Source organism: Sedimentitalea xiamensis (assembly GCF_030164465.1).
GTDB classification, from domain to species: Bacteria; Pseudomonadota; Alphaproteobacteria; order Rhodobacterales; family Rhodobacteraceae; genus Sedimentitalea; species Sedimentitalea xiamensis.
Window position 1 is genome coordinate 1 of sequence record NZ_JASNJE010000074.1, and the last position, 2,948, is coordinate 2,948.

The window sequence follows — 2,948 nt, forward strand, 5'->3', positions numbered from 1 at the left end:
TTTGGGGCTTATTTCCGACCAGCGATCAAACAGATCCCCGGTCAATCGATCTCGTATCGTAATCATGGCCAACTGTACCGGCCTGAATCCAAAACAGGAATCCACTTTTTACCGCCCCGTCGAAAGTTGGTGACGGCGCGATCAGGCGGCGGTTGGAAGTTGCTTGATCCCGTCTCTGAATTCAATCCCCTGAACGATATCCGGCAGGCGGTTCGCGCCGTCGGGTTTTCGCCATTTGCTTTGGGCTGACATCATCAGGCGAAAGGTCATGGCGAGACCGGTTTTCCGGCTTAGGCAGCCCTTGGTCTTGCCGGTGCGGTGGCGGACGGTAGCAAAGGTGCTCTCGATGGGGTTGCTCGTTCTGATATGCTTCCAGGGGTCTGTTCCGGCTGGGGGCAGAATGACACCCAAAGAGTTTTCCCTGAGTCGTTTCATTATGTCGAGCACAGTGTTTTTGCTGATGCCAAGATCACGTGCAATTCATCGGTATGAGCGCCCTTCCTCCACGGCAAGACCGGATTTGACGCGTTCACAGTGATCGACAACAGCTGGCTGCGCAATTCAGACCTCCGCCAGTTCCCGTGGCGCCGGGTCAACCGGTCCAGATAGGTCCACAGCGAACCCGCCGTCCATCCCGGCCGCCCTTACTGTGTTACCCCAAGGTGGTCATATGTGACCTCACCGTTCATGATCGTGAGCAAGATCTGAGTTTCGTCGATGTCGTGAGGATCGATTTCGAAAAGGTTTTGGTCCAGAACGACCATGTCGGCCATCTTGCCTGCTTGCAGAGAGCCTATCTTGTCGTTCAAACCCCTGCCCGCGGCCGCGCCCAGGGTTTGCGCGTAGATTGCCATGTCCAGAGGGATCCGTGCTTCCTCGCTCCCGAGTGGGGGTATGTCGTCGCGTCCCGGCAGTTGACGGGTTACGGCGGTGCGGATTGAAAGGAGAGGGCGATACTCCGAGAGATATCCGGACGCTGGCCAGTCGGAGCCCAGGGATATGTTTCCCCCTGCTTCTGCGATCTGCTTCATCGGGAGCATGGCCTGAACACGATCCGCGCCAAGACGGTCGGTGGTAATGGACTGGAGCAGCGGATCGAAACTCATCCAGAAACCGGTCGTGTCGTAGGTCACGCCAAGCTCGCCGAAGCGCGGAATGTCGTCGGGATGGACCATCACGGCATGCGAGACGGCGTGGTGACTTTCCCCCGATGGATTGCCCTTCGTTGCTGCTTCGCTCGCGTCAAGCAGCTTGCGTACGGCAAGATCGCCAAAACAGTGACAGGTGATATTGAGCCCCTGGGCGTTGGCGTCAGCAACGACCTTGTAGAGGACATCATAGGGAATGATCGGTTCGACCTTGACATCCGGGTTGTCGGCGTAGGGCTCTGTGAAAAGCGCATTCCACTTCTCGTCGCCGCCATCGAGATTGATTTTCAGAGTGTCTACCTTAACCAGCTCTGAATTGTACTTTTCTTTTAACGAGAGGAGCGGAGGAATGGGATCGAGCTCGGGATCGTTCCAGTAATAGGATCCTTGCAAGCGGACCGGAAGTGCCCCTTCCTTTTCGCGTTCCTGCAACCAGTCGAAGGCTTCCTCGTTCGTTACGCCCTGGACGCCATAGTCGAACACCGTGGTGATCCCTGCGGCGGAGAATTTGGGCAGCCACTCCTTGACGCCTTCCAGGACGGTGTCGGCATTGAATGATCTAAGCGCGGACAGTACCTGCAACTGCGCGGGAACCTCGACGATGAAGCCTGTTGGATTTCCTTCCGCATCACGATCGAAGAACGAATAGCCGGGAACCGTTTCCGGCGTATCCTTGTCGACGCCGGCAATCTCGAATGCCTTGGAATTCACAAAGGCACTGTGGCCGTCGACTGTCCAAAGATAGATCGGTCGTTCGGATTCGATCTCGTCGAACATTTCCTTTGTCGGCAAGCCATCCTTGAACGTACTGAGGCGCACGCCGTACCCCTCGATTACCTCCAGGTCCGGATTGTCCGCGATGTACTGGCGAAGCTTTTCGAACACCTCGTCCTTGTCGTCGGTCTGCAGGTCCACCCCCTGGGCGACAATACCACCGGCGACGACGTGGAAATGACCTTCGACGAAACCGGGGAGGACCATCTTGCCATCCAGGTCCACGACCCGGGTCGCTATCCCGATCTGATCCTTGAGGCCCTGCGCGTCACCGACATAGGTGATCCTGTTGCCCTCGACCGCGATCGCCGTGGCCCAGGGGTTGTCCTTGTCCACGGTGTAGATCTTCCCGTTGATCAAGGCCCAGTCGGAACTCGGATAATTGCGGTTCGAGATGCCGGTATCGAAGGATAATCCGCCTTCCGGTGTGGGAGTCGTCTGGGCGAATGCACTGTTGGTGCAGATCAATGCCAGTCCTGCGGCTGTGGTAAGTATGTTTAAGCGGGTCAGATTCATGCGGCTATCCTCCATTCTTCTCGCTATGCGGCGCACCCGAAACTTGGCCGCTAGGTTCAAACTGAGATCTTCAAACAAGCTTGCGTCACTGTCGGTTGATGTTCAAACGAAAATTGTACTTTCCGGCCCATCCTGTGGTCGAAGAAGAGGGACGGAGCGCAGCACCCAAGATGCTATCCGCCGCCACGAGGAGCAGGGCGTTGACAGGCTCTGCCCGCATGTTTGCAAGTCCCAATGAATAGCTCAGCCAGATAAACACGCAGCGTGACGACCACCACTACTCTGCAATTCCGTTGGCCGATCATTTTTGTGCCGACGTTCACTTGGAAATGTTTGCGTTCTTTGTCGACAGTACGCGCGGTTGGCGTTCAGGCGAGACATCGCGAACTGTTGACGGGGCGGTAAAAAGCCATCGGGACGCTATTGTTTTGTGGTTATGATCGACGCGTTTGCGATGGTGTTTTTTCTGGCTTCGTTCAGCAAGGTGTCCGATACGGCTTCCGGAATTGT

At 56.4% G+C, this 2,948-nt stretch carries 1 protein-coding gene and 1 pseudogene; both read right to left on the reverse strand.

Going from position 1 to position 2,948, the window contains the following annotated elements; translation table 11 throughout:
- Window positions 1–141 precede the first annotated feature (141 nt).
- Window positions 142–375, reverse strand: a pseudogene (locus QO034_RS23115) (IS256 family transposase); the annotation flags it as partial.
- A 269-nt stretch (window positions 376–644) separates the two neighbouring features.
- The gene (locus QO034_RS23120) at window positions 645–2,438 is read right to left on the reverse strand and encodes an amidohydrolase (protein ID WP_284487853.1); all 1,794 of its coding nucleotides are present in this window, start codon (window positions 2,436–2,438) and stop codon (window positions 645–647) included.
- Between the last annotated feature and the right edge of the window lie 510 nt (window positions 2,439–2,948).

What these genes read in the sequence shown, in the direction of transcription:
- QO034_RS23120 (WP_284487853.1), bottom strand. Translation starts at nt 2,438, where the DNA reads ATGAATCTGACCCGCTTAAACATACTTACCACAGCCGCAGGACTGGCA.